The 24,323-nt window shown below is 71.7% G+C and carries 23 protein-coding genes; 12 read left to right on the plus strand and 11 right to left on the minus strand.

The window, feature by feature from the left end; genetic code table 11:
- Positions 1-233 precede the first annotated feature (233 nt).
- Together AC3IPY_RS01230 and AC3IPY_RS01235 are read right to left on the minus strand one after the other, a co-directional pair.
- Positions 234-620 carry a GntR family transcriptional regulator gene (locus AC3IPY_RS01230; protein ID WP_489186175.1) on the minus strand — a complete coding sequence of 129 codons (387 nt, stop codon included), beginning with the start codon at positions 618-620 and terminating at the stop codon, positions 234-236.
- A 2-nt stretch (positions 621-622) separates the two neighbouring features.
- Positions 623-1,060 (minus strand): Lrp/AsnC family transcriptional regulator, encoded by a 438-nt coding sequence (locus tag AC3IPY_RS01235; RefSeq protein ID WP_156998645.1) that lies wholly within the window; start codon positions 1,058-1,060, stop codon positions 623-625.
- Between the two features lie 97 nt (positions 1,061-1,157).
- Here AC3IPY_RS01235 and AC3IPY_RS01240 point away from each other — a divergent pair, with 97 nt between their 5' ends.
- On the plus strand, positions 1,158-1,958 hold the full coding sequence (locus AC3IPY_RS01240; RefSeq protein ID WP_489186176.1) for an LLM class F420-dependent oxidoreductase: 801 nt from the start codon (positions 1,158-1,160) through the stop codon (positions 1,956-1,958).
- A gap of 62 nt (positions 1,959-2,020) precedes the next feature.
- On the opposite strand, the gene AC3IPY_RS01245 is transcribed toward AC3IPY_RS01240, so the two are convergent.
- Complete coding sequence (locus tag AC3IPY_RS01245) at positions 2,021-2,836, minus strand: hypothetical protein (protein WP_489186177.1); 816 nt, start codon at positions 2,834-2,836, stop codon at positions 2,021-2,023.
- A gap of 230 nt (positions 2,837-3,066) precedes the next feature.
- Here AC3IPY_RS01245 and AC3IPY_RS01250 point away from each other — a divergent pair, with 230 nt between their 5' ends.
- From AC3IPY_RS01250 to lepB, 4 genes are all read left to right on the plus strand, one after another.
- Positions 3,067-3,816 carry a hypothetical protein gene (locus AC3IPY_RS01250; protein WP_489186178.1) on the plus strand — a complete coding sequence of 250 codons (750 nt, stop codon included), beginning with the start codon at positions 3,067-3,069 and terminating at the stop codon, positions 3,814-3,816.
- Between the two features lie 11 nt (positions 3,817-3,827).
- Positions 3,828-5,540 carry a copper amine oxidase gene (locus AC3IPY_RS01255; protein WP_489186179.1) on the plus strand — a complete coding sequence of 571 codons (1,713 nt, stop codon included), beginning with the start codon at positions 3,828-3,830 and terminating at the stop codon, positions 5,538-5,540.
- Positions 5,541-5,619: 79 nt separating this feature from the next.
- On the plus strand, positions 5,620-6,285 hold the full coding sequence (locus AC3IPY_RS01260; RefSeq protein ID WP_489186180.1) for a DUF305 domain-containing protein: 666 nt from the start codon (positions 5,620-5,622) through the stop codon (positions 6,283-6,285).
- Positions 6,282-6,842, plus strand: a complete 561-nt coding sequence (lepB, locus tag AC3IPY_RS01265) for a signal peptidase I (RefSeq protein ID WP_489186181.1) — start codon at positions 6,282-6,284, stop codon at positions 6,840-6,842. The genes AC3IPY_RS01260 and lepB overlap by 4 nt, the downstream gene beginning before the upstream one ends.
- A gap of 239 nt (positions 6,843-7,081) precedes the next feature.
- Here the strand turns inward: lepB and AC3IPY_RS01270 are convergent, their stop codons facing one another.
- Both AC3IPY_RS01270 and AC3IPY_RS01275 read right to left on the minus strand, forming a co-directional pair.
- Complete coding sequence (locus AC3IPY_RS01270; RefSeq protein ID WP_489186182.1) at positions 7,082-7,639, minus strand: helix-turn-helix domain-containing protein; 558 nt, start codon at positions 7,637-7,639, stop codon at positions 7,082-7,084.
- On the minus strand, positions 7,636-9,141 hold the full coding sequence (locus AC3IPY_RS01275) for an APC family permease (RefSeq protein ID WP_489186183.1): 1,506 nt from the start codon (positions 9,139-9,141) through the stop codon (positions 7,636-7,638). The genes AC3IPY_RS01270 and AC3IPY_RS01275 overlap by 4 nt, the downstream gene beginning before the upstream one ends.
- 185 nt (positions 9,142-9,326) lie before the next feature.
- Here AC3IPY_RS01275 and AC3IPY_RS01280 point away from each other — a divergent pair, with 185 nt between their 5' ends.
- From AC3IPY_RS01280 to AC3IPY_RS01290, 3 genes are all read left to right on the plus strand, one after another.
- Positions 9,327-10,844 (plus strand): peptide MFS transporter, encoded by a 1,518-nt coding sequence (locus tag AC3IPY_RS01280; RefSeq protein WP_489186184.1) that lies wholly within the window; start codon positions 9,327-9,329, stop codon positions 10,842-10,844.
- A 152-nt stretch (positions 10,845-10,996) separates the two neighbouring features.
- The gene (locus AC3IPY_RS01285) at positions 10,997-11,770 is read left to right on the plus strand and encodes a polyprenol monophosphomannose synthase (protein ID WP_489186185.1); all 774 of its coding nucleotides are present in this window, start codon (positions 10,997-10,999) and stop codon (positions 11,768-11,770) included.
- Between the two features lie 64 nt (positions 11,771-11,834).
- Positions 11,835-13,055: an MFS transporter gene (locus tag AC3IPY_RS01290; RefSeq protein ID WP_489186186.1), complete on the plus strand. Its 1,221-nt coding sequence runs from the start codon at positions 11,835-11,837 to the stop codon at positions 13,053-13,055.
- Between the two features lie 69 nt (positions 13,056-13,124).
- On the opposite strand, the gene AC3IPY_RS01295 is transcribed toward AC3IPY_RS01290, so the two are convergent.
- On the minus strand, positions 13,125-13,991 hold the full coding sequence (locus AC3IPY_RS01295) for a helix-turn-helix transcriptional regulator (protein ID WP_489186187.1): 867 nt from the start codon (positions 13,989-13,991) through the stop codon (positions 13,125-13,127).
- Positions 13,992-14,118: 127 nt separating this feature from the next.
- On the opposite strand from AC3IPY_RS01295, the gene AC3IPY_RS01300 reads away from it, so the two are divergent.
- Both AC3IPY_RS01300 and AC3IPY_RS01305 read left to right on the plus strand, forming a co-directional pair.
- A complete protein-coding gene (locus AC3IPY_RS01300; RefSeq protein WP_489186188.1) occupies positions 14,119-14,790 on the plus strand; it encodes a HEAT repeat domain-containing protein in 672 nt (223 codons plus the stop codon).
- Positions 14,791-14,792: 2 nt separating this feature from the next.
- Positions 14,793-15,800, plus strand: coding sequence for a HEAT repeat domain-containing protein (locus AC3IPY_RS01305; RefSeq protein WP_489186189.1), 1,008 nt, complete (start codon positions 14,793-14,795; stop codon positions 15,798-15,800).
- Between the two features lie 26 nt (positions 15,801-15,826).
- Here the strand turns inward: AC3IPY_RS01305 and AC3IPY_RS01310 are convergent, their stop codons facing one another.
- The 5 genes from AC3IPY_RS01310 to AC3IPY_RS01330 form a co-directional block, all read right to left on the minus strand.
- Positions 15,827-17,095, minus strand: coding sequence for an ROK family protein (locus AC3IPY_RS01310; RefSeq protein WP_489186190.1), 1,269 nt, complete (start codon positions 17,093-17,095; stop codon positions 15,827-15,829).
- Between the two features lie 168 nt (positions 17,096-17,263).
- The gene (locus tag AC3IPY_RS01315; RefSeq protein WP_489186191.1) at positions 17,264-18,772 is read right to left on the minus strand and encodes a carboxylesterase/lipase family protein; all 1,509 of its coding nucleotides are present in this window, start codon (positions 18,770-18,772) and stop codon (positions 17,264-17,266) included.
- Between the two features lie 10 nt (positions 18,773-18,782).
- Complete coding sequence (locus tag AC3IPY_RS01320; RefSeq protein WP_489186192.1) at positions 18,783-20,099, minus strand: MFS transporter; 1,317 nt, start codon at positions 20,097-20,099, stop codon at positions 18,783-18,785.
- 184 nt (positions 20,100-20,283) lie between these two features.
- Positions 20,284-21,495, minus strand: a complete 1,212-nt coding sequence (locus AC3IPY_RS01325; RefSeq protein WP_489186193.1) for an ROK family protein — start codon at positions 21,493-21,495, stop codon at positions 20,284-20,286.
- Positions 21,496-21,499: 4 nt separating this feature from the next.
- The gene (locus AC3IPY_RS01330; protein ID WP_489186194.1) at positions 21,500-22,111 is read right to left on the minus strand and encodes a TetR/AcrR family transcriptional regulator; all 612 of its coding nucleotides are present in this window, start codon (positions 22,109-22,111) and stop codon (positions 21,500-21,502) included.
- Between the two features lie 105 nt (positions 22,112-22,216).
- Here AC3IPY_RS01330 and AC3IPY_RS01335 point away from each other — a divergent pair, with 105 nt between their 5' ends.
- Both AC3IPY_RS01335 and AC3IPY_RS01340 read left to right on the plus strand, forming a co-directional pair.
- Positions 22,217-23,536 (plus strand): MFS transporter, encoded by a 1,320-nt coding sequence (locus tag AC3IPY_RS01335; RefSeq protein WP_489186195.1) that lies wholly within the window; start codon positions 22,217-22,219, stop codon positions 23,534-23,536.
- On the plus strand, positions 23,536-24,312 hold the full coding sequence (locus AC3IPY_RS01340; protein ID WP_489186196.1) for a phosphatase PAP2 family protein: 777 nt from the start codon (positions 23,536-23,538) through the stop codon (positions 24,310-24,312). Before AC3IPY_RS01335 ends, AC3IPY_RS01340 begins: the two co-directional genes overlap by 1 nt.
- Positions 24,313-24,323 lie beyond the last annotated feature (11 nt).

The raw sequence follows: 24,323 nt of genomic DNA on the forward strand, positions 1-24,323 counted from the left end.
GTATCCGGTGAGAATCGGTGCCGGGCGGCACTTTCGGTACTCCGGCACCGCGAATGGAGGCGGTGACCCTGCTCCTCAGGGAGCATGCGCCCGCGGAGTTGGTACCGACCGGTACTTCGGTACCGAGAATCCGGAGATTGCTCCACGGCAGAACGCCAGAACGGCAGAACGCCAGAACGGCAGAACGCCAGAACGCCCGGTGGCAGTGCCGCAGCGCCGCAGGGCCGCTGCGCTCAGCGCTTCGCGCCCAGGGCCGTCTCGACGAGCGCGAGCGCCTCGGCGTCGTCGAGGCCGAGGTGGTGCACCCGGTCGGCATAGGCGATCGCCGCGACCTGCGCCTCCCGCCTCGCCGGATCGCCCGTCGCCGAGACGAACGTGCCGGCCCGGCCGCGCGTCTCGATGACGTGATCGGCCTCGAGCGCTCGATACGCCTTGGCGACCGTGTTGACGGCCAGGCCGAGCTCGTCGGCGAGGGCCCGCACCGTCGGGAGGCGCGTGCCCGCCACGAGCGATCCGTCGGTGACGCCGTCGACGACCTGACGCCGCAGCTGCTCGAACGGCGGTGCGGATGCCTCGGGGTCGATCGTGAAGCCAGGGCGTCGGCTCGCGGCATCCGTCATCGTCAGTCCCTGCTGCGGTTGACCAGCCGGGAGAGCACGATCGCGCTGCGGGTGTGGTCGACGTTGGGTGCGACGCGCACGCGTTCGAGCGCGTCCTCGAGGGAGGCGATGTCGCGCGCGCGGATCTGCACGATCGCGTCGGCGCTGCCCGTGACGGTGCCCGCGTAGACGACCTCTGGAACGCCCTGCAGGATGCGTTGCAGTTCGTCGGGCGCGACCGTGCCGCGGCAGAAGAGCTCGACGTACGCCTCGGTGGACATGCCGTCGACCGCGGGGTCGACCTGGATCGTGAACGAGCGGATGACGCCGTCGGCGACGAGACGGTCGACGCGACGCTTCACGGCACTCGCCGAGAGGCCGACGGACGACCCGATGTCACCGTAGCCGGCGCGCGCGTTCTGGCGGAGCAGGTCGAGAATGGCTCGATCGAGGTTGTCCATCCTCGGAGTGTACGACGATCGGTTGCGCGAGAATAGGTCTCGACGCGGGAATGTTGCGTGCGGGTTTCGGCGTCTCCAGCGTCCCTAGGCTTGGAGTATGAGCCCTACCTCCCCTGTGCGCCTCGGAATCCAGGTGCAGCCCCAGCACGCCCAGTACCCTGCGATCCGCGACACGGTGCTCCGACTCGAAGAACTCGGCGCCGACGTCGTCTTCAACTGGGACCACTTCTTCCCGCTCTCGGGTGACCCCGAGGGCCTGCACTTCGAGGCCTGGACCATGCTCGGCGCCTGGGCCGAGCAGACCGAGCGCCTCGAGTTCGGCACCCTCGTGAACTGCAACTCGTACCGCAACGCCGACCTGCAGGCCGACATGGCGCGCACCCTCGACCACATCAGCGCCAAGGGCGGCGAGGGTCGCTTCATCTTCGGCACCGGCTCCGGCTGGTTCGAGCGCGACTACGACGAGTACGGCTACGAGTTCGGCACGGTCGGCGGCCGCCTGAACGCGCTCGCCGACGCGCTGCCCCGCATCGAGGCGCGGTGGGCGAAGCTGAACCCGGCGCCGACGCGCAGGATCCCCATCATGATCGGCGGCAAGGGCGAGCAGAAGACCCTGCGGATCGTCGCGCAGCACGCCGACATCTGGCACTCGTTCGTGGCGCCCGACCAGCTCGCCCACAAGCTCGACGTGCTCGCGAAGTGGGGCGACGAGGTCGGCCGCGACGTCTCCGGCATCACGGTGTCGAACGGGCTCGGTCGCGGCCCCGCCGACCTCGAGCATGCCGACGCCCTGTACGACGCGGGTGTGCGCCTGTTCACGATCGGCATCGGCGGACCCGACTACGACCTCACGGCCGTGCGCGAGTACCTCGCCTGGCGCGACGCGAAGAACGGCTGATCGCCGACCCGAAGAGCCGCCGAGCGCCCGCCCCCCGGGCCTGACTGCCGCCCGGGCCCGGACTACCGTTCGGGCCCGAACGACAAGGTGCCGGCGGCCGTCCAGGTGGCCTCGAACGAGGTCAGCACGAAGTTCGTCGACCCGTCGTCGTCGACGATCTCGCGCACCGCGGTCGCGTCCACCCCGAGCCCGGCTTCGGGGAAGCGGCCGTCCTCGGTGCACGTGCGGCCGCCGGCTGCGGCGCCGCCGGCGCCCGAGGGGGTCACGACGGTGAGGCAGAGATCGAGGTCGTCGCGGGAGGCGTAGATGCGCACGCCATCCGTCGTCGTGGCGAGCAGCCGGAACTCGGGGGCGCCCGTGCCGGCATCGTAGAGCGACAGCCCGTCGGGCACGTCGTCGGCGGTCAGCGGGCGATCGAAGATGTCGGCCGCACGCGTCTCGAGGGCGATCGGCAGGGTCTCGAGGTACTCGGCGAGCGTTCTCGGGCCGTTGTACGGGGTCGCCGACGGGTCGGCCGAGGGCTGCCCGCCGGTCGGCATCGCGCCGAGCTGCCAGCCGGCGAGGAGCCCGATCACGAGTGCCGCGGCGCCGACGCCGATCACGAGCCGCATCCACCTGCGCCGGGCGGACGCGAGGGGCGATCCGGAGTCGTCGCCCGCCTCGGTCGTCGCGATCGTGGCGGCGGCCGGTGCGCCGTCGGCGACCGGGGCCGTCTCGGGCGGCGCCCCCGCCGTGCCCGCCGAAGCGTCGGCCAGACGGGCCTCCAGCTCGCGCGCGGCATCCGCTCGCTCGGAGTCGGAGGATCCGGATCCGAACGCGATGCGCTGCAGGCGGGCGAGGTCGTCGAGGTCGCCTGGTTCGTCGTCGGGTTCGGGCACGGCATCCTCCGTCACGGCGCAGTCACGGGACATCCGGAGCACGCCTGCGTGTGCTGTTCAGGATGTCGCAGCGATGCGCCGGGGGCAAACCAGGGCGTACCCGTGCTGCACGGCCGGCCCTGTCTCAACCCGGTTCACGCCGACGAAACACACCGCTCCGAACCGCTGAAACACCGACTTCCTAGGTTCTCCCTGTTCGCATCCGCGAACGACAGTGTCCAGGAGGTTCGATGCAATCACCACCGAGCAACACCCGCACGAGACGACTGCCGTACGCGATCCTCGGGGGCGGCGTCGTCGCCGCAGCCGCGATCGTCGGCGGCTTCATGGCGATCCCGGCGGTCAGCGGCGCATCCGGCGCCGACGGGTCGGAGACTCGCGAGCTCGAGGCCGTCACCTCGACGCCCGAGCTCGGGGCGCCGCGCGACCCGCTCAGCGCCGACGAGCTGAGCTACGCGATCCACCTCGCGAGCAGCGACGCGAGCGTGCCCGACGACGTCACCTCGGTCGACCGATCGGATGCCCCCCAGGTGCTCTCGGTCGACATCTCGACCCGCAATGTCGACAGCCCCGACCGCATCGTCGACGTCTTCCTGTTCGACTACACCTCGAACCAGACGTTCCTGCAGACGGTCGACCTGACCACGGGCAGCGTCGAGAGCACCGCGAAGGCCGGGGTGCAGCCTCCGCCGAGCCCCGACGAGGTCGACTACGCGTTCGGCGTCTTCCTCGGCGACGCGACCGCCAGTGCCGCGGTGCGCGCCGAGTTCGCGTCGGTGACCGGCGAGGAGCTCGCATCCATCGACCAGCTCGCCGTGACCGGTGGAGCGTTCGTCCCCGATGCCGGCACGCTCGGCGCCGACGCCTGCAGCATCGACCGGTGCGTGGAGATGCAGTTCCGCGTGCCGGGCGGCGGATACCTCGACACGACCGCGTTCGTCGTCGACCTGTCCACCGAGTCCGTGATCGGCATCAAGTGAGAGGCGCAACCATGAAGAGGATCTCCCGCGCGATCGCCGTCGCGGTGGCGGCGCTCGCCGTCTCCGCGGGCCTCGCCGTCATTCCGGTGACCTCGGCCACGGCCGCGATCCCGACCGTCAACTGCTCGGGCGACGCCCGCATCGAGAAGTCGTTCGACAACGGCACCGAGTGGCAGATGTGCTGGCGCGTCGACAGCAAGCACGGCCTCGTGCTCGAGCAGATCGCCGTGAAGGCGCCGGGCGAGGACTCGTTCCGCCGGGTGCTCGACTCGGTGAGCCTCGGCCAGCTCAACGTGCCCTACGACACGGGCAAGAACGTGTGGAACGACATCACGTCGTACGGCTTCGGCAACCAGTACCTGCAGAAGCTCAGCGCCGCCGAGTGCAGCAGCGGCACGCTGCGCGACTACGGGCAGGCCTGGAGCGTCACGCGTCGCGGCGAGACGACGAACTACCTGCGCACCATTCCGGCGCTCTGCATCACCGACACGACCCGCGACATCTCGTACCGCTCGCACGAGCAGACCTGGGGCTCGATCGCGGACGCGCCGCTGTTCACCTCGACCGGGCAGGCGTTCAACCTCACGATCATCTCGAAGGTCGACTGGTACGAGTACGCCACGAAGGTGGAGTTCACCGACGAGGGCGCGATCTCGTTCAACCTCGGCGCGACCGGCGACGTCTCGTACGAGGACTTCGACGCCGATGCGACCACGGGCTGGCCGGTCGGGGCGGATGCCTCGGACTACGCGGCCTCGCACTGGCACAACGCCTTCTGGCGCCTCGACTTCGGCCTCGACGGCCAGGCGCTGCAGCAGGTCGAGCAGTACGACTCGACGCTTGGAGAGCCGGGCGAGCAGGCACCGCTCATGCACACGACGGGTGCGACGATCGAGCACCCGGCGAACCTCGTGCCCGCGGCGGACACCACCTGGTGGCGCGTCGTGGCACCCGAGAGCCGCAACGCCGACAACCACGCCAGGTCGTACGAGTTCGTCTTCCCCGGCTCGCAGCTCTACCAGGGCAACCCGATCACGCAGCCGCTCATCAGCGTGACGAACTACGCCGACTGCGAGCAGTTCGCGAGCAACAACCTCAACCCGGTGTGTCCGAACCTGAGCGTGCTCGACTACGTCGCGAACAGTGCGGATGCCGCCCTGACCGACCCGGTGGCCTGGGTCAACAGCGGGTTCCACCACGTCGTGCGCGACGAGGACCAGAGCCCGATGCAGACGCACTGGCAGTCGTTCTCGATCATGCCGCGCGACTGGACGTCGCAGTCGATGAGCACGCCCGCCGGCCGTTCGTGCATCGACGGCGACCCGGGCGGAGAGATCCACAGCGACGAGTCGCCGTGCGAGGTCGTCGTGCCGACCGAGCCCGAGCCGACCGAGACCGGCGAGCCCACCGACCCGGAGCCGGTCGAGACGGGCGAGCCGACCGACCCGGAGCCGACCGAGACCGGTGAGCCGACGGACCCTGAGCCGACGGATGCCGCGGAGCCGACGGACTCCTCCGAGCCGACCACGCCCCCGGTCGCCGGATCCGGTGGTTCCTCGGGCGGTGGCTCATCGACCGCGTCGGCCGGCAGCGACAACGGCACGCTCGCGTCCACCGGAACCGCGCTCCCGATCGGGGCGGCATCTGCGGCGGTCGTGCTGCTCGCGATCGGCGGTCTGCTGATGATCAGGCGCCGCCGTCGGGCCGCGGGCGCCTCGGCCTGATCCCGCTCGACCCCATGGGCGGCGGTCCGGTTCGCCGGACCGCCGCCTCCGCACCACCCGACGATTCCGAAGGAGTGCCATGCGACGCCCCATCGCCACGACCGTCACGCTCGTCGTCCTGCTCGTGACCGGTGCCGCCGCGGTCGGACCATGGCTCGCGGCATCCGGAACCGCGAGCGCGGCCGAGCCTGTCGACGCCGCGCCCGGCGCGACCGTGATCACGGCCTCGCAGCGTGACACCACGGACGTCGTCATACAGGGCGAGGAGCGCGGCACGGCGGTCGACGACCTGCCGAACGACGCGGACATGGCGTTCGCGATGATGATGATCCCGCACCACGAGCAGGCCGTCGAGCTCTCGCGGATCCTCGCGGACACCCCGGGCATCGACGGGTTCTCGAGGTCGCTCGCGGCCTTCATCGAGACCGACCAGACGAAGGAGATCTCCGCGATGGATGCCTGGATCGAGGCCTGGCACGGGGTCGGCGTGATGAACCACGGCGGCGGACTCATGTCGGGCATGGCGACGCCGGAGCAGATCGCCGAGTTCGACGCGCTCGAGGGCGTCGACGCCGAGGCGCGGTTCCTCGACCTCATGATCGCCCACCACCGCGGCGCCCTCGAGATGGCCGACGCCGCCATCGAGGATGGCGCCAACAGCTACATCCGCTCGCTCGCCAAGCACATCGCGGCAGAGCAGGAACGTGAGATCGAGGCGATGACCCAGCGGCGCGGGGCGCTGTGACGCGGCGCCGCACCGTCGTCGCGCTCGCCGTCGTCGCGCTCGCGGTCGGCATCGTCGTCGTCGCGACCGCGGCACTCGGCGGCGAGGTCGTCTACCGGGCGGACTCGGATTCCATGTCGCCGACGATCGACGTCGGCGACCTCGTCGTCGCCGCGCGCGCTCGTGCAGACGGCCCTCGACCCCAGGCCCCGAACCGCGGCGACGTCGTCGTCTTCGCCGACCCCGGCGGGTGGGGTGAGCGCGTGGCCCGCCTGCTCGGCCGCGACGACGTCTCGACCACATTCGTCAAGCGCGTGATCGCGTTGCCCGGCGAACGCGTCGCCTGCTGCACCGCCGCAGGGGAGATCACGATCGACGGCGTGCCGCTCGACGATGACGCCCGTGCGACCGACGGCGGGCTCGCGAGCGTGCTCGCGTTCGACCAGACGGTTCCCGCTGACGCGGTGTTCGTGCTCGGCGACGCACGCGGGGTATCGATCGACTCCCGCTACCTCGGAAGCGTCCCGCTCGACTCGGTGCTCGGCACCATGCAGTTCGTCGTGCCGCTCGGCGGCTGACGGCGCCGAGACACCGGCCCGCGGCATCCGCTCGTTCAGGCCGTCGGCGACCCCAGCGGATACGCCAGGCGCGCGAGGTCCTCGCTCGCGGCCAGCAGCACGCCGACATGCTGCACAGCGGACGAGAGGTCCTCGCCGACGGTGCTGAGCGCCACCGCCGCGACGAGGTCGCCGCCTGGCGCCCGCACCGGCACCGCGACGCACGCGCGCGCATCGGCCCCCGGTTCGATGCTGCTCGCTTAGCCGAACCGCCCGACGTCCTCGGCGATGCGCCGGCGCTCCTCGATCGAGATCCCCGACGCGCGCGCCGACTCGGCGACGGCCTTCGCCGAACGCGGGTCGACGGGCGCCTGGAGCGGCGGGTACTCCGCGATGAGCAGGCGTCCGATCGCGGTCGCACCGAGCTGCCGTCGCGCTCGATCGATCGAGACGAGCGGCAGGTCGGGGTCCTCGTCGACGATCACGACCCGCCCGCCGGTGTACCGCACGAAGTGCACGGCCTCGCCGGTGCGTTCGCGCAGGCGGGCGATGACCTCGGGCACCGGGTCGGCCCGGCTCGGGGCGATGAGATGTGCGAGCTCGACCACGCGCACGCCGAGCACGAACCCGTCGAGCGTCGGATGGCGCAGCAGGTACTCCTCGCTCGTCAGGGAGTTGACGAGGCGGTATGCGCTGGCCCTGGGGATGCCGAGCAACTGGGCGATGCGGTTCGCGGACAGGGTCGGGCCGCCGCGGGCGACCTCCTCGAGCACCGCGAGTGCGAGGGCGACGCTGCTGGCGCCCGACGGCCCGCTCACGATCGCGGCGGCGGTGCGACGGGGTGCGGTGCGACGGGGTGCGGTGCGACGGGGGAGGAGATGGCGTCGGATGCCACGGGCGTGTCGTACGCCCCCATGCGCGCCGCGAGCACCGAACCCGAGCGAACGCGGCGCAGGTGCGCGAGGGTCGCCGCCGCGATGATCGCCATGAGGATGCCGAGCGCCGTGGGGTCGGCGGCCCACTCGGCGGCGACCTCGGTCGCCGCGACGCCGGTGAGCGCCAGCGTGCCGAGCAGGGCGGGCCACGCCTCGCGGAGGCTGAACTCGCCGATGCGCACGAGATACGGGACGGCCGCGGCGCAGACCGCGAGGTAGGCGATGATGAACGCCATGCTCTGCGAGAGCCCGATGACCTCGCGATAGAGCGAATCCCGGCCGGCGGCGACGAGCAGCAGCGTGCCGACGATCAGGGTCGCGCCCGCGGCGAGGGCGGCGATGTGCGGTGTCGCGAACCGGGCGGACGTGCGCCCGAGGGCCTTGGGCAGCACGCCCTCGCGGGCCATCGTGAAGACGAGTCGCACGAGCGCGTTCGTGCAGGCGAGGGTGCATGCGATCCAGGATGCCGCGACGACCGCGTGGATCAGCGGGTCCAGCCACGGGTTCGCGGCGAGGTCGGCCGCCGTCAGGAGCGATGCCTCCCGGCCGTCGGCCACGCCTGAGAGCTGCGCGAGCATGCCGAAGAGGTAGACCGCGGCGACGGCCGAGACCGTCCAGACGAGGGCACGCGGAACGGTCGCGAGCGGGCGACGGCTCTCAGGGCCGAGCGCCGCGCCGCTCTCGAACCCGACGAAGCAGATGAGGGCGAACCCGATGCCCTCGGCGAACGAGGGGAGGGAGGGCGCCGCCGAGAGGTCTGGCACGATGCCGGGCGCCTTCCAGCCGGTCGACGCGAACACTGCGACCGAGAGCACGACGAGCGCGGTGACCACCACGGCCTCGACGACGAGCATGATGCGCGTCGACGTCTTGGGGCCGAGGGCGATGACCGCCGTGATCGCCGCGCCGATGCCGATGACGAGCAGCGCCGGCACGAGGCCGTCGGCGGCCCAGCCGGCGTCGCCGCCGACCGCGGCGTCCAGGCGGCGGACCGCGCTGCGCAGCGTGTCGATCGCGACCCCCGAGTAGCCGAGCACGAGCGCTGCGCCCGCGACCATGCCCGCCGCGGGCCCGAGGCCGCGCGTGACGAAGGTGTAGATGCCGCCCGCCGCCGAGATCCGCCGTGCGAACACGGAGATCGACAGGGCCACCAGGATCAGGGCCGCGGCCGTGATCAGCAGCGTCACGAAGGCGAACGAACCGGTGCGGTCCACCAGCCCGCCCGTGAGGATCAGCAGGCCGCCGGCCGGTGCGACGGCCGCGACGGACTGCGCGACGAGGTCGATCGTGCGAACGGATCCGCGGCGCAGGCCGTGCAGCGGGGATCGCGACGCCAGGCTCGACTCGGGCAGCCGTCGCGCGATCGCGTCGCCCAGTGCGCTCACCCGGTGCCTCCTCGTCCCTGCGGCACGGTACGCGCTCGCCGTTTCGCGCCGGTCGCCGACGTGTTTCGCGGACGTGACCCGACATGGACGCGGTGCGGGCCGGCGGTCGGTGGCGGGCCGCGGGCGCCGCCATGCGCGAGCGGATGTCTCGCGGCATCCGATCGCCCGGGTCTAGGCTGACCCGCATGGGCAAGGTGACCGAACCTGCCCCGGGGGAGTACGGCCCGCCAGAGCCGGGGGTAGACGACGGCGGCGAGCGCGACACCCAGGGGGACCGCGGCTTCTTCGGACAGCCGAGACCGCTCGTGCACATCTTCGGCGTGGAGATGTGGGAGCGGTTCAGCTTCTACGGCATGCAGGGCATCCTGCTGCTCTACCTGTACTACTCCACCGCCGAGGGCGGCCTCGGCATGGACCAGGCCGTCGCGACCGGCATCGTCGGCGCCTACGGCGGCGCCGTCTACCTCTCGACCGTGCTCGGCGCGTGGATCGCCGATCGGCTGCTCGGCTCCGAGAAGGTGCTCTTCTTCAGCGCGATCGTGATCATGATCGGGCACATCGCGCTCGCCGCGATCCCGGGGTTCTGGGGCGTCGGAGTCGGCCTCGTGCTCGTCGCCTTCGGCTCGGGCGGACTCAAGGCCAACGCGACGAGCGTCGTCGGCACGCTGTACTCGGCGAACGACCCGCGACGCGACGCCGGGTTCTCGATCTTCTACCTCGGCATCAACCTCGGCGCGTTCTTCGGGCCCATCCTGACCGGGCTGCTGCAGTCGACCGTCGGATTCCACTGGGGCTTCGCGCTCGCCGCGTTCGGCATGCTGCTCGGCCTCATCCAGTACTCGTTCGGACGCAAGGGGCTCCCGCCCGAGGCATCCGTCGTGCCGAACCCGCTGCCGAGCAACCGCTACGCGCTCGCGATCGGCATCGCCGTGGCATCCGTGCTGCTCATCCTGGTGCTCGTGCTCGTCGGCGCGATCACGGCCGCGAACCTCGGGCTCTGGGTCATCGGCGGCACGATCGTCGCGGCCGTCTCGATGTTCGTCGTGATCCTCTCGAGCCGGCACGTCGAGGTCGTGGAGCGCAAGCGCGTCTACGGGTTCATCCCGCTGTTCATCGCGAGCGTCGCGTTCTGGTCGCTCTACCAGCAGCAGTTCACGGTGCTCACGATCTACTCCGACGAGCAGCTGAACCGCGACCTGTTCGGGTGGACGATGCCGGTCTCGTGGGTGCAGTCGATCAACCCGATCTTCATCATCATCCTGTCGGGCGTGTTCGCCGCGATCTGGACGAAGCTCGGCGACCGGCAGCCGTCGACGCCCGTGAAGTTCGCTCTCGGCACGGCGATCATGGGCGTGGCGTTCCTGTTGTTCCTGCCGTTCGCCGACGGCGGGGCGAACTCGACGCCGCTGCTCTGGATGGTGCTCATCCTGTTCGTGTTCACCGTCGCGGAGTTGCTGCTCTCGCCGGTCGGGCTCTCGGTCACCACCAAGCTCGCGCCGAAGGTGTTCCACGCGCAGATGGTCGCCCTGTTCTTCCTCTCGGTCGCGCTCGGCACGGCGGTCGCCGGTCAGCTCGGGTCGTTCTACACGGTCGTCAACGAGGCCACGTACTTCGGCGTGCTCGGCGCGATCGCGATCGTGCTGGGCCTGGCGCTCTGGCTCGGGCGCAAGCCCGTGCTGCGGCTCATGTCGGGCGTGCGCTGACCGAGAATCGCTCTTCTCAGGAACCCCGGCCCGAAAACGTGCGCTTCTCAGGAGGATTCCGGGCATTCTGCGTCTCGCGGGCCGAAATCTCCTGAGAAAAGTCGGGGGCTGGGGCCGGATACGATTGGCGGGCACGCACGAGGGGAGTACGGATGTCGCGCGCCCTCGTCGTGATCCCGACGTACAACGAACGGGAGAACATCGCCGAGACCGTCGCCCGGGTGCGGGCGGCCGTGCCCGAGGCATCCGTGCTGATCGTCGACGACAGTTCGCCCGACGGCACCGGATACATCGCCGAGAGCCTCGCGGCCGACGACGACGCCGTGCGCGTGCTGCACCGCACCGCGAAGGACGGACTGGGCGCCGCGTACCTCGCCGCGTTCGGCTGGGCGCTCGAGCGCGGCCACGACCCGATCGTGCAGATGGACGCCGACGGCTCGCACCTGCCCGAGCAGCTGCCGTCGCTGCTGGCGGCCCTTCAGACGACGGATGCCTCGGGTCGGCCGGTCGACATCGTCATCGGGTCCCGCTGGATCCCCGGCGGCGCCATCGAGAACTGGCCACGTCATCGTGAACTCCTCTCGCGGTGGGGGAGCGCGTACGCCCGCACCATGCTGCGCCTCTCGACGCGCGACGCGACGGCCGGGTACCGGGCCTTCCGGGCCTCGGCGCTGCGCGCCATCCGACTCGACGACGTGCACACGCGCGGCTACGGCTTCCAGGTCGACATGCTCTGGCACGCCCGCGAGGCCGGGCTCGTCGTCGTCGAGGTGCCGATCACCTTCGTCGAGCGGGCGCGAGGCCGGTCGAAGATGAGCCCGATGATCGTCGTCGAGGCGATGCTCAAGGTCACGGGGTGGGGCATCGCCGGACTGTTCCGGCGTCCGCGCCGGGCCGCGTCGTCCGGACGATTCGTCGGTTCCTGACGACGAACGGTCGGGCGTTGGCGCGGCAGCTCCGCGAGGGTGGAATTCCATCCTGAGGAGTGACATGTCGACCGACACCGCGAGCACCAGCACCATCTCCGCATCGCCCGCCCAGGCGCCGCCGATCGCGGGCTCGGCCGGCCCGCGCAAGGCCGCGTGGGCCGGCGTCGTCTCCCTCGGCCTCGGCATCTTCACGCTCGTGGCGAGCGAGTTCCTCCCGGCGAGCCTGCTCTCGCCGATCGCGGCTGACCTCGGCATCACCGAGGGCGTGGCCGGGCAGCTCGTGACGGCGACGAGCATCATCGGCATCATCGGCGGTCCGCTCGTCGTATCGGTGCTGCCGCGAGTCGACCGCCGCACGGTCATGGTCGCGCTCACGACGCTCGCGGTGCTCTCGAACGTGCTCGTCGCCATCGCGCCCGTGTTCGGGCTCATGCTCGCCTCGAGGCTGCTGCTCGGGCTCGCGATCTCGGGGTTCTGGGCCATGTCCCTCGCCGTGACGTCCCAGCTCGTACCCGCCGACCGGCTGGGCCGCGCGATGACGATCGTGAACGCCGGCCTCTCGCTCGCGACCATCGCCGCCGTGCCCGCGGGCGCGGTGCTCGGCGACCTCGTGGGCTGGCGCACGGTGTTCCTCGGCGCGGCCGCGGTCGGCGTCATCGCCCTCACCGTGCAGATGGTCACGCTGCCGTCGGTGCCGCCGACCGGTTCCCCGGGCTTCGGCACGCTCCTGCGCACCGCCGCGCGGCCGGTCGTCGCGCTCGGCATCCTGTCGGTCGTGCTCATCTCGGGCGGCCACTTCGCGGGCTTCACGTACCTGCGCCCCGCCTTCGAGACGATCGGCGCGGTCACGCCGGCCACGCTCGCGCTGCTGCTCTCGCTCTTCGGCCTCGCCTCGTTCGCCGGCAACCTGGTGGCGGGTCCGCTCGCGGACCGCCGGCTGGGCGTGCTCCTCGTCGCGGCACCGACCGCGATCGGCGCCGCGATGGTGCTGTACGCCCTCTGGGGTGCGAACCCCGTCGTCGCGGCCGTCGTCGTGGCGGTGTGGGGCGCCGGGTTCGGGGCCGTCCCGACCATGATCCAGACGTGGATGGCTCGCGTCGCCCCCGACCGGCTCGAGAGCGCGGGCGGCCTCATCGTGGCCGCATTCCAGACCGCGATCACGATCGGCGCGGCCGTCGGCGGCCTGCTCGTGGACTCGGTCGGCGTGCAGGTCGCGTTCCTCGGCGGCGGGATCGTCGCCGTCCTCGGCGGCCTCGTGCTCGTCTCGGCACGGGGCCGCTGAGGCGCCGGGCGGCGCGGGCGCGCCGGGCCGGGCCGGCCGGGCGGCGTCCGCGCCCAGCGCCTGCGTCGGTCAGGCGACGGGCTGCAGCTCCGCGGCGGCCCGTCGCCACCGGCTCGGGGCGACCCCGCTGTGGCGGCGGAACGCCCGGCTGAACCCCTCCTCGCTGTCGTAGCCGAGGCGGTAGGCGATGCCCGCCACGGGATCGCCGTTGCGCAGCATCCGCTCGGCCTGCGCCATCCGGATGCGGGCGACGTACCGGGCAGGCGTGTCGCCGACCGTCTCGCGGAACTGCTCGGAGAACTGCGAGCGGGAGGCGCGGGCGATGCGGGCGAGCGAGGCCACCGTCCACGGCGAGCCCGGGCTCTCGTGGATCGCGGCGAGGGCGTCGCCGACGTTCGGGTCCTGCGCGGCTGCCAGCCACGCGCGTGCGGTGCCGCAGCCGTGCTCGAGCCAGAAGCGCACCGCGGCCGAGATGACGACGTCGGTCAGCCCGGCGAGCACGGTGCTCGAGCCGGGCCGGGCGTCGGAGGCCTCGCGGTGCATCGTGTCGAGCAGGCTCGCGAAGCCGGGTTCGCTGCGTCCGAACCCGCGAGCGGCGAGCACCGGCGGCATCGCCCGCGTCATCGTCGGGTGCGGGTCGACGAGCGCGATGGTCGCGCTCAGCAGCCGTGCATCGTGCCGCGCGGCCAGGCGGGTCGGACCGCCCTGGGGCAGCAGGGCGATGTCGCCCCGCTCGAGCACGACCACCTCGTCGCCGCGGGCGAGCTCGACGGTGCCGGCGAGCACCACGTGGAGGCGGGTCGCGTCCTGCGCGTCGCGTCGCACCTCGCCCGCAGCGAGCCGGCGACGCGAGTGCTCGACCACCGACCACCTCAGGTGCTCGAGCAGCCGCGCGATCGTGGCAGCGTCGTCGACCCGCCCGGGGACCTGCGGCAACGGCGTGATCGTGCACATGAGAGGTGCAATCACCGCGGGCTCGGGATCATTCCCGGATGTCTCGCACCTCCTCGGCTTGACCTTGACATCGTGACAAGGTCTTGACTGGGTGCAGGAGGTGGTCGAGATGACCCGGACACAGATGGACGAGTCGGCGGCGAGGCTGCGGAATGCGCTGGATGCGCCGGCCGCCTCGGCGCGGCTGCAGGCGGCGCTGACGGCCGGGAGCACGCCGGCACCGGCGTACGTGGAGGTGCTGATCGAGCGGTGCGCGAGCGAGCCCGACTTCTTCGTGCGCGACATGCTGACGTGGGCACTGCTCAGGAACGACATCCCGACCGTGATCGATCGGCTGCTGCCGGAGCTCGATTCCGAGGTCGCCCAGGCCAGGGCCCAAGCGCTGCACACCCTCTCGAAGATCGGGAGTCCCGACACCTGGCCCGCGATCACGACGGCGCTCCTGCAGGACGCGGACGACGAGGTCGCCCGCACCGCCTGGCGCACGGCCGCGGGGCTGGTTCCACCCGGTCGTGAGGCGGCACTCGCGGAGGTCCTGGCGACCCAGTTCGATCGTGGGGGTCGTGACATGCAGCTGAGCCTCAGTCGCGCGTTCGTCGTGCTCGGAGACGAGGCGTTGCCCGTGATCGAGCGAGCGAAGGCGGCCTCCGGCGCGGGGGTGCGCGCGCATGCGACGGCGACGGGGCAGCTCATGCACGACCCCGACGCGGGATTCGACGCTGCGATGGCCGAGGCGCGCCGAATCGTCGCGCTTCGCGATGCGCCGGTCGTGGAGCGCTGACGATGTTGATCGGCGAGCTCTCAGAGCGGTCGGGGATCAGCGCGCGCATGCTGCGCCACTACGACCGCATCGGGCTCGTCTCGCCGACCGGTCGTACGCGCGGCGGGTATCGCGTCTACACCGAGGAGGACGCCCGTCGCCTCTTCCACGTCGAGGGGCTCCGCTCCCTCGGCTTGGGCCTGCGGGAGATCGCGGGCGTGCTCGGTGACCTCGCGTTCGATCCGGCGCCCATGATCGAGCAGATGATCGCGGGCACGCGCAAGCGCATCTCGCAGGAGGAGGAACTGCTCGAGCGACTCGAACGCGTTCGAGGCAGCAGCCCCGCGGCATGGTCGGAGGTGCTCCGCACCATCGGGTTGATGCGGGCGCTTGGCGCCGATGACCCGTCGGCGCGGCAGCATCTGGCCCTCGCGCTCACCGGCCAGGAGGCGACGGATGTCTCCGCAATCGCCGAGGCCGCACTGGACGAGCCCGATCCCAACGTCGCGGGTGCCCTGTACTGGGCACTGGCGCGGCGTGGTGACGACGCGATCCCGGTCCTCGTCCGGGGGCTGAGCTCCCCTGATGGACGACGACGCCGTCGCGCGGTCGAAGCCCTGGAGAAGATCGATTCGCCCCGTGCCCTCGCCGCGCTCGCCGACGCCCGCATGAGCTCGGACCCGTTCGTGCGCAGCAGGGCCGTGCTCGCCCGTGGCGCACGCGCTGACGTGGGCGACGTTGCCGCGCTCATCGAACTCGTCGTCGACGGGCGGTACGACATGGAGGCTGCGGTTGCGCTCGGCGCGCTCGCCGCACCCGACGGCCGGTCGCACGGCATCGTCCGCATGATCGTCGACGCGCTCGAGACCGCGCCGGCGGACGCCCGCCGGCGTCTGGTCGGTGCGCTCGCCGAGATCCCGGGCGTCGCGGCGGAATCCGTGCTCGTGACCCTGACCGAGGACCCCGACCGCGGAGTCGCCGCCACCGCGTCGTCCGTGCTGCGCGCGCGTCGCCGGGCCGGTCCCTCCTGAGGGCCCGCGGACGCAGCGCCCGAGCCTCACCCCACGAGCAGCAGCGGGTCGGCGACGAGTCGCTCACGCGCCTGCCGACGAGCCCCGATGAGCGCGGCATCCGCCCCGCCCGATGCCGGCGAGAAGACGGGGATCGCGCTGATCGCGCCGCTGCCGACCGTGGGCCGGTTGCCCTGCATCGCGCTGCGGATGTCGTCGATGAACCCGGCCCAGTAGCCGCCGACGACCACGACGGCCGGGTCGATGGTGGGCACGACGATCTGCAGGGTGCGGCCGATCCAGTGGGCGGCGTCGAGCCAGGCCCATCGGGCGCGGTCCTCGGCCTCGTCGATGCGCAGCACGAGCTCCTCGAGGGCGGCGGCGCGTCCGTCGGTCGCGGCGTAGCCGGCGAGCCCGGCGCGCTCGAGCACGACCTCGGGTGCGGCGACCGTGGCGAGGCAGCCCTGCTGGCCGCACCGGCAGCGCAGGCCGCCGGGGACGATCGGGAGGTGGCCGAACGTGGCGCCGAGCCCGTGGGCGCCGCGAAGGGGGCGCGCGGCGGCGACCGCGGCCGCCGAGACCGCCGTGTCGCCGTCGAGGTAGAGCACGTCGGCGATGCCGGGCAGCGCGTCGAGCTCGACGCTCGCGGCCGCGCTCGCCGTCGGCACGAGGCGCACGGGCAGTGGCAGCGCGGCCTCGACCTCGGCGAGGGCGGGGATCATGGCGCGGAGCTCGCCGAGCACGTCGACCGGCTCCGCGCCGAACCGGGCGTCGATGATCACGACGGCGGGCGAGCCGACGACCGCCCCGTCGACGAGCACCGTGATGTCGGCGATGCGGTGGCCGGAGCGCTCGGTGCGCGCGATGGCCCGCGCGAGCACCACCGCGAGCGGCGTGATCGGGTCGGCGGGCTGCTCGGCGGCGGATGTCGCGGCCGACGTGTGCCCGGTCGCGGTGAGCGGTTCGGTGAACCGCGCCGCCTCCTCGCCGCCGAGGCTCGCGACCGTGGCGATCGCCTCGTCGAGTCCGAGGCACGCCGTGACGAGCACCCGGTCGCCGCCCGCGAGCGTGAGCGGGGTCGACCGCCCGTCGCCGTGCGTATCGCCGGACTCGCGGATCACGCCCGCGTCGAGCAGGCGCGCTGTGAGCCCGGCGATGGTGCCGCGCCCGAGGCCGGTGGCATTGACGAGCTCGCTGCGCGTGGCGGTGCCGTGCGTCGCGAGATGCTCGACCACGAGCGCCGATTGCTCGCGGTGGGTGTCGAGGGGGCCGGTGATGGTCGGGACGGTCGGGACGGTCGTATCGCCGGGTGTCATGACGCAAGCATGCTGCCGCAGGGCCTCGCGGTCACGTACCCCATTCGGGGGTCACGTCCGACCGCGGGTCGTTCCGCGCGCTCCGGGGGTCATTCTGCGACATCCGCACGTGAGAAGGGTCGAACGGATGGCGCGATGCGACCCCCTGAGCGAAGAGGCGCCGCCGGCTCAGGATGCCGGGAGCAGCGAGCGCACCGAGGCGTAGCCGTCGCTCACCACGGTCGACGGCGTGTTCCACACCCGCGTCGACCGCGAGGCATCCGTGTACCGCGGCCAGCCCGGGTCGCCGTTCGCGATGAAGGAGACGGCCGCGCCGTGCACCTCGTCGGCGAGTCGCTGCGGCGGGTTCGGCCCGGCGAGCGGCTCGATCGCGATGGAGTCGAGGCAGTCGAAGAAGAACGGCACGTCGAGGCAGTGCTCGGCGAAGCCGAACGTGCCCGACGGCCACGAGAACCGGTAGACCCAGGTGGGGGCGTCCCCGCGCAGGGCGACGAGGCCGACGAGCGCGGTGCGGAACATCCGGTCGGTGAGGAACCGGCCGGCGATGCGGGCGGTGCCCTTGCCCGCGACCTCCGCATTCGCAGCGAGGTAGGGCTTCATCGCCTGCTTCGGCATGCCCAGCTTCTTCAGCATCAGCGACTTCGGGATCCAGCGGAGCTTCTTCTCGGCCTCGGCGAACGCCATCGTGAACTCGTCGTCGGTCGCGCCGATGACGAGCGGCTTGTCGGCGCCGATGCCCGCCGCGAGCGATTCCTTCGTCGAGCGGAGCAGCAGCTCGCCGTCGATGGCCGGGCCGAGGCCCAGCCCTTCCTCGATCATGGATTCGAGCGAGTCGGGGCCGAGCTCGGTCGCCTTCTTCTGCAGCTCGAGGATGCGCTCCTCGCTCAGCGACCCGAATCCCGCGATCGTCGGTTCGACGCCGGCCGCGGCGGCGAGTTCGCGCCCGAACTTCTCGCCCCGCTCGGGCGTGACGTCGGCCAGCGCCCCCGAGATCGCGTAGACGCCGTGGAAGAGGTGCTGGGCCGACTCCATGCCGAGCAGCGTGAGCACGGCGCCGCCGCCGGCCGACTGGCCGGCGATGGTCACGCGCGAGGGGTCTCCGCCGAATGCGGCGATGTTCTGCTGCACCCATTCGAGCGCGAGCAGCCAGTCGCGCACGCCGCGGTTGCTCGGGGCGTCCTCGATCCAGCCGAAGCCGTCGAAGCCGAGGCGGTACGAGATCGTCACCGTCACGACGCCGTCGCGGTTGAACCGCCCGCCGTCGTACCAGAGGCTCGCGGGGGAGCCGGCGAAGAAGCCGCCGCCGTGGATCCAGACCAGCACCGGGAGGCCGGCATCCGTGCCCGGCTCGCCCGGTTCGCTTGCGCCCGGCCGAGGGGTGAACACGTTGACGTTCAGCGTCGAGTCGCCGGGCACGCTCGGCTCGGGGATGAGCGTCACGCCGGGGTCGCCGCGCTGGGCGGTCGCGCCGAACTCGAGTGCGTCGCGCACCCCCTGCCACGGCGCCTTCGGCACGGGCGCGGCGAAGCGCAGCTCGCCGACGGGCGCCTCGGCGAACGGGATGCCGAGGAAGGCGGCGGATGCCTCGGGCGTGCCGGGCTCGCCGCGCCAGGTGCCGCGCACCCGGCCCGCCGCGGTGTCGACCTCGACGAGGGTCGCGGTGGTGGTCTGGGTCATGCTGGAGCTCCTATCGAACGCTCTTGATGGGGATGAGGACGAGCGCCGCGGCGATGACCGCGACGATACCGAAGACGAAGAGCATCGGGTAGCCGCCGAACACCCCGATGATGAGACCGGCGATCGCGGGGCTCATCGCCTGGGGGATGTTGGTGGCGATGTTCAGGATGCCGAGGTCCTTGCCCGCGCCGGTGCCGCCGCCGGGCAGCACCTCGGTCATGAGGGCCGCGTCGACCGACATGTAGACGCCGAAGCCGACGCCGTTGATGATGCTCATGACGATCATGCCCGTCATGTTCGGCATGATCACGGGGGCGGCGAGGCCGAGCACCATGATGGCGGATGCCGCGTAGATGAAGACCTTGCGCTTGCCGATGCGGTCGCTCCACCAGCCCGACAGCCCGATCGCGATGAGCGTCGGCACGAAGGCGGCGAGGGTGAGCGTGAGCACCGCGCCGGGCGCCTCCGCCGTCGGGATGCGGATGTAGTCGGTGAGGATGTAGAGCTGGAACGCGGTGACGACGAAGTAACCGAGCACGAGCAGGAATCGGGCCGCGAAGGCCCATGCGAAGTCGGGGTTCTTGCGGGGGTCGATCCAGAACCCGGCGAGGAACTGCTTCCAGCTCCACGCGGGCACCACGGCCTGCTTCGACGACCAGTCGCGGTTCACGAGCACGAAGAGCACGGTGACCGCGATCACGGCGATGCCGAAGGCGGAGTACCCGACCCCCACGTTCGCGGCGAAGACGCTCGCGACCATGATGCCGAGCGTCATGCCGACCTGGGTGCCGATGCCGAACATCGCGCTCGCGGTGCCGCGCTTCTCGCGCGGGAAGCGGTCGGGGGTGATCGCGGTGAGCGGACCCTGCAGCCCGTTCAGCGCGACCTGGATGACGACCCAGAACACGGTGATCCAGAGCAGCGAGGTCAGCGAGCCGAGCCCGAGCAGGAAGACGCCGCCGATGAGTGCGCCGGCGACCATCCACGGGGTGCGCCGGCCGAAGCGGGAGCGGGTGCGATCGCTGAACGCGCCCACGATGGGCTGGGCGAAGAGCGTGAAGACGAACGAGACGGTGGTCACGATCGCGAGGTTCGCGACCTTGTTCTCCTCGTCGAGCAGGGCGATCTGGGTGGGCAGGAGGATCGCGATGAGGCCGCCGTAGGTGGCGAACAGCGTGAGCGCCGTGACGAGGATGCCGGGCAGCAGCGCCTTGGTGGGCGGCGGGCTCTGCGGTGGTTCGCCCGCGACGGGGGCATTCGCTGAGATGGCGCCCGTGGGCGCGATGAGGGCGGCGGGGTCGCCGGAGGCGGCGGGCTGGATCGACATGGGGGCTCCTCTTCGTTGAGAACGACCTGGGGCTGGCTCGTCGGTGTCCGATGAAAACCGAACAACGCTCGGCGATGAGTATGCGCGAAAACGAACGAGAATTCAACCGTTGAACTAAAGAATCCGGGTCGAGTCGGCTCACCGGGCCGCGTGGCGGCCCGGCGGCGGTGGCGTCGTGCCCGCCTCAGACGCCGAGTCGCGCGGGGTCGGCGAGGAGCCGGTCGCGCGCGGCCCACGCCGCACCGAGCAGGGCCGCATCGGCGCCGAGCCGACCGGCCGAGACCATCGGAACGGCGGATGCCTCGCCCTGCGCCTCGGCGACGGCCGGCCGGTTCGTGCGGAACGCCCGCTCGATCGACGTCGTGTGCGCCGCCCAGAACCCGCCGATGACGATGGCGGCCGGATCCGTCGCGAGCGACACGACCTGCAGGGCGCGGGCGATCCACGGCAGGGCGGACGTCCAGGCGGCGGCCGCCGCGGGCTCACCGGCGTCGATGCGACGCGACAGCTCGTCGAGGGCCCCGGCGAGGCCGCGCTCGCCGACGAGGCCCGTGAGGCCGGCCCGGTCGAGCAGTGCGTCGGGGCCGGCGACCGTGACGAGGCATCCGCGCTGACCGCATTCGCAGTGCTCGCCGTCGGGCACGAGCGCGAGGTGTCCGAGAGCCGCGCCGACCCCGTGGGCGCCCTCGACGACGCGTCCGCCCGAGATGATCGCCCCGCCGATGCCGGAGTTGGACTTGAGGTAGACGAGATCGTCGACGCCGGGCAGCAGCGAGCGCTCGGCCAGCGCGGCGAGCCAGCCGTCGGTCGAGAGCGTCGCGGCTTCTGGCAGCTCGGGGATGCGGGCGCGCAGCCCGCCGAGCAGGTCGACGGCGCCCCAGCCGAGATCGGTGTCGGCGAGCACCACGGGCGGCTCGCCGCCGACCGGGGCGAACACCACCACGGGGAGCTCGACGACCCGGCGTCCGAGCGCTGATGCGGCATCGAGGGCGTCGCGGGTCACGTCGGCCAGCACATCGAGCACGGCGTCGGGGTCGCCCATGGGGCGCCCGTGCCGGCGAGCGACGCGGTGCAGCGTGTCGCCGGCGAGGCTGGTGAGCAGCGCCGTCGCGGCATCCGCATCGACCTGGGCGACGAGCACGGCGAGGTCGGGGGCCGCGAGCTCGAGTCGGGTGATCGGTCGCCCTCGGTCGGTCGAGGTGGGGTCCGTCTCGCGCACCACGCCCGCGGCCGTCAGGGCCGAAGCGAGTGCGGTGACGGCCCCACGGGTGAGTCCGGTCGCCGCCGCGATCTCGCTGCGCGCGCTCGGGCCCGAACGCACGAGATGCTCGAGCACGAGGGTCAGGTTGTGCCGGCGCACGTCTCCCGAGACGAGCGAGCGCGGTGCACGCGGCATCCGCTCAGTCCTTGGGCGCGGCAGGCTCGCCGTCGCGCCGCACGAGCGCGAGCAGGTACTCGACGTGCTCGGCCATGTCGATGGTGGGGTCGAGCATCCACTGCGTCTGCAGGCCGTCGAGCAGGGCCGCCATGATGGTGCCCCATCTGCGAGCGTCGAGGTCGTCGGGCAGTCCGTGGAGCATGCCGTTGGTCTGCGCGACGGCGAACTGCGAGCGGAACTCCTCGTAGCGCTCGATGAAGTACTCGCGCGAGGGGTGATCGGCGTCGGTCGCGGCCGTCGAGAGCTGCGCATAGAGCTGGACGAGCCCCGGAACCTCGGCGTTGTGCCGCGTGATGCGCAGCACGGCGTCGTGGGCGTCGGTGTCGGAGTCGGCGTCGGCCGGGGGGAACTGGGCGGCCTCGTCGACCTCGTCACGCTTGCGCAGCACCTCTTGGAAGAGCTCCTCCTTCGACGAGAAGTAGTGCAGCAGGCCGGCCTGGCTGAGCCCGACCGCGTCGGCCAGCTCTTTCACGCTGGTTCGGCGGTAGCCGTTGCGTGCGATCACGTCGAGCGCGGTCGTGAGGATCTCCTCGCGCTTGGCGATGCCCTTTGCGTACGAACCTCTTCGTGCCATAGGGGAATGCTACGGACTCGATCTTGCAAACAAAAACCGAGCGATGTATGGTTTTGCGACCAGCCTCGACGACGAGGCTCCGAAAGGACCCCACAGCACATGACGATGGCGTCGACACCCCCCACAGATCACCGCTCCGAGGCCAACAGCCCCGACGAACCCGAGGAGGCCCTCGCCTTCATCGAGGAGGCCGCAGGCAACGAGGACCCGCCCGCCCCGGTCAAGGGCCTCGGCCGCCTGCTCGGCTGGATCATCCCGGCCAACCTCGGCATCTTCCTCATCTGGGGCGCCGTGCCCGGCATCCTGCTCCCGCGCCAGGTCGAGACGCTGTTCGGCGAGGCCGACAAGATCGGCAACCTCGCGATCGTGATGACGATCGGCGCGTTCTTCTCGATGATCGCGCAGCCGATCGCCGGCCAGATCTCCGACCGCACGCGCTCGCGGTTCGGTCGCCGCGCCCCGTGGATCTTCATCGGCGCGCTCGCCGGAGGCCTCTCGCTCGTCGGACTCATGTTCGCCGACAGCCTCATCGGCGTCGTGATCGCCTGGACCCTCGTGCAGATCACGTACAACTTCGCGCAGGGGCCGCTCAGCGCCGTCATGCCCGACCGCGTGCCGGTCAAGCGCCGCGGCACGTTCGCCACCCTCTCGGGCATCGGCCTCATGGTCGGCGCGCTCGGCGGCCAGGTCGTCGGTTCGCTCTTCTACGACAGCATCGCCGCGGGGTACATCACCTTCGCCGTCTTCTCGCTCGTGATGCTCAGCCTCTTCATCGTCTTCAACCCCGACTACTCGTCGAAGGAGCTCGAGCCCGAACCCTTCAAGCTCGGCGACTTCCTGCGCACGTTCTGGGTGAACCCCGTCAAGCACCCCGACTTCTTCTGGGCGTTCACGGGTCGGCTCCTGCTCTACACCGGGTACTTCGCCGTCACCGGCTACCAGCTCTACCTGCTCACCGACTACTTCGGCGTCGAGCGCCCGCAGGACATCATCCCCGTGCTCGGGCTCATCAGCCTCGCGGGCATCCTCATCGCGACCATCGTCTCGGGGCCGCTGTCCGACAAGATCGGCCGTCGCAAGATCTTCGTCTTCGTCTCGTCGGCCGTGACCGGGCTCGCCTTCCTCCTGCCGTGGGCGTGGCCCGACCTCACCGCGTGGATGATCATGACCTTCATCTCCGGCCTCGGCTTCGGCATGTTCCAGGCGGTGGACACCGCGCTCATGAGCGAGGTGCTCCCGTCGGCGAAGTCGTTCGCCAAGGACCTCGGCGTCGTGAACATCGCCGCGACGCTGCCGCAGACCCTCGCGCCGGGCGTCGCCGGGGCGATCGTGCTCACGTTCGGCTTCGCGGGCCTGTTCCCCGTGGCGATCGTGCTCTCGGTCCTCGGTGCGTTCGCCGTCTGGCCGATCAAGGCGGTGAAGTGATGACGGATGCCGCGAGCACGACCTCGTCCCCAGCGCCGGCGTCCGCCGGGGCCGCCGCCGCCGGCCCACCCGCCTCGAAGTCGACCTCGACGCGCCCGCGCGGGCTCCTCGTCACGGGACTCGTCGGCCTCGCCCTCTTCGCCGTGTTCGGCGTGGCCGTCGCGGCGAACGTGGACGCGCCGTTCACCCAGCCGATCGACGACGCCTGGCGCGCCTTCGTCGGCCTCGCACCCGACACGGGCGGCGAGACATGGGCGCTGCCGATGTTCTTCCAGTACCTCGGCGAACTGCCGGGGGCCGTGCTCACGCTGCTGTTGATCCCGATCTGGCTGTTCGTGATCCGCCGCTGGCGCTCGGCCCTGTTCTGGCTCACGGCCGAGCTGGTCGGCACCTTCCTCGTCTCGCAGCTCACGAAGAACCTCGTCGACCGCCCCCGACCCGCCGACGACCTCGCGAACAACCTGTTCGGCCCGCTGTTCTCGGTCGACCACGGCTCGTTCCCGTCCGGCCACGGCGTGAGCGCCGGCATCCTCATCATCGCGGTCGCCGCCGTGCTGCCCGCCGCCAAGCGTCGCGTCTGGTGGGTCATCGGCGCGTTCATCGGCGTGGGCATGATCTGGCAGCGCACGCTCATCAACGCGCACTGGTTCTCGGACGCCGTGTTCGGCGTCGTCGGAGGCGCCAGTGCCACGCTCGTCATCTGGTGGGCGTTCTCGACCCTGCTCGCGAAGGACTACGGCAAGCCGTTGTTCCGTCGCGAGAGCCCGACCATCTGAATGTCAACCGA

The sequence above is a fragment of the Agromyces sp. GL_144 genome (genome assembly GCF_057834305.1).

Bases quoted from the DNA above. Each gene is read 5' to 3' on its own strand.
- AC3IPY_RS01230 (WP_489186175.1), bottom strand. From the start codon at position 620: ATGACGGATGCCGCGAGCCGACGCCCTGGCTTCACGATCGACCCCGAG.
- AC3IPY_RS01235 (WP_156998645.1), bottom strand. From the start codon at position 1,060: ATGGACAACCTCGATCGAGCCATTCTCGACCTGCTCCGCCAGAACGCG.
- AC3IPY_RS01240 (WP_489186176.1), top strand. From the start codon at position 1,158: ATGAGCCCTACCTCCCCTGTGCGCCTCGGAATCCAGGTGCAGCCCCAG.
- AC3IPY_RS01250 (WP_489186178.1), top strand. From the start codon at position 3,067: ATGCAATCACCACCGAGCAACACCCGCACGAGACGACTGCCGTACGCG.
- AC3IPY_RS01255 (WP_489186179.1), top strand. From the start codon at position 3,828: ATGAAGAGGATCTCCCGCGCGATCGCCGTCGCGGTGGCGGCGCTCGCC.
- AC3IPY_RS01260 (WP_489186180.1), top strand. From the start codon at position 5,620: ATGCGACGCCCCATCGCCACGACCGTCACGCTCGTCGTCCTGCTCGTG.
- AC3IPY_RS01280 (WP_489186184.1), top strand. From the start codon at position 9,327: ATGGGCAAGGTGACCGAACCTGCCCCGGGGGAGTACGGCCCGCCAGAG.
- AC3IPY_RS01285 (WP_489186185.1), top strand. From the start codon at position 10,997: ATGTCGCGCGCCCTCGTCGTGATCCCGACGTACAACGAACGGGAGAAC.
- AC3IPY_RS01290 (WP_489186186.1), top strand. From the start codon at position 11,835: ATGTCGACCGACACCGCGAGCACCAGCACCATCTCCGCATCGCCCGCC.
- AC3IPY_RS01300 (WP_489186188.1), top strand. From the start codon at position 14,119: ATGACCCGGACACAGATGGACGAGTCGGCGGCGAGGCTGCGGAATGCG.
- AC3IPY_RS01305 (WP_489186189.1), top strand. From the start codon at position 14,793: ATGTTGATCGGCGAGCTCTCAGAGCGGTCGGGGATCAGCGCGCGCATG.
- AC3IPY_RS01310 (WP_489186190.1), bottom strand. From the start codon at position 17,095: ATGACACCCGGCGATACGACCGTCCCGACCGTCCCGACCATCACCGGC.
- AC3IPY_RS01315 (WP_489186191.1), bottom strand. From the start codon at position 18,772: ATGACCCAGACCACCACCGCGACCCTCGTCGAGGTCGACACCGCGGCG.
- AC3IPY_RS01320 (WP_489186192.1), bottom strand. From the start codon at position 20,099: ATGTCGATCCAGCCCGCCGCCTCCGGCGACCCCGCCGCCCTCATCGCG.
- AC3IPY_RS01325 (WP_489186193.1), bottom strand. From the start codon at position 21,495: ATGCCGCGTGCACCGCGCTCGCTCGTCTCGGGAGACGTGCGCCGGCAC.
- AC3IPY_RS01330 (WP_489186194.1), bottom strand. From the start codon at position 22,111: ATGGCACGAAGAGGTTCGTACGCAAAGGGCATCGCCAAGCGCGAGGAG.
- AC3IPY_RS01335 (WP_489186195.1), top strand. From the start codon at position 22,217: ATGGCGTCGACACCCCCCACAGATCACCGCTCCGAGGCCAACAGCCCC.
- AC3IPY_RS01340 (WP_489186196.1), top strand. From the start codon at position 23,536: ATGACGGATGCCGCGAGCACGACCTCGTCCCCAGCGCCGGCGTCCGCC.